The sequence below is a fragment of the Martinezella calliandrae genome (assembly GCF_030272695.1).
In the GTDB taxonomy this organism is placed as follows: Bacteria; Pseudomonadota; Alphaproteobacteria; order Rhizobiales; family Rhizobiaceae; genus Rhizobium; species Rhizobium calliandrae.
In genome coordinates this window covers 1-392 of record NZ_JARFYN010000228.1, presented here as the reverse complement: position 1 = coordinate 392, position 392 = coordinate 1, and the positions used below count along the sequence as shown (strand labels likewise).

Sequence of the window (392 nt, the reverse complement as noted above, 5' to 3'; positions counted from 1 at the left end):
ACGGTACTTCACGGGATCACGGATCCGCGGACGGGCAATGCCCGTCGTCACGACTTGCTGGAAGTGTTGACGATTGCGCTTGTGGCGTCGATCTGCGGCTGTGACAGTTGCGTGGACTTCGCTGACTTTGCCGAGGATCGGGAGGCGTTGTTTCGGGAGTTTCTGGTTCTTGAGAACGGGCTTCCGAGCCATGACACGTTCTCGCGGCTGTTTCGCCTGCTCGATCCGGCCTCGCTGTCGGCTGCCTTCGGGCGCTTTCTGGAGGCGTTAGGAGCGGATGGCGCAGGTGTGATCGCCATCGACGGCAAGACGTTGCGCCGTTCGTTCGACCGCGCCGCCGGCAGGAGCCCGCTTCATGTGGTGACAGCTTTTGCCGCCGAGGCGCAACTGGT

At 62.8% G+C, this 392-nt stretch carries 1 protein-coding gene; it reads left to right on the top strand.

Annotated elements, in window-relative coordinates; genetic code table 11:
• Window positions 1–15: 15 nt before the first annotated feature.
• Window positions 16–392: ISAs1 family transposase (locus PY650_RS36870; RefSeq protein WP_285885047.1), on the top strand; the 377-nt coding region annotated here is incomplete at its 3' end.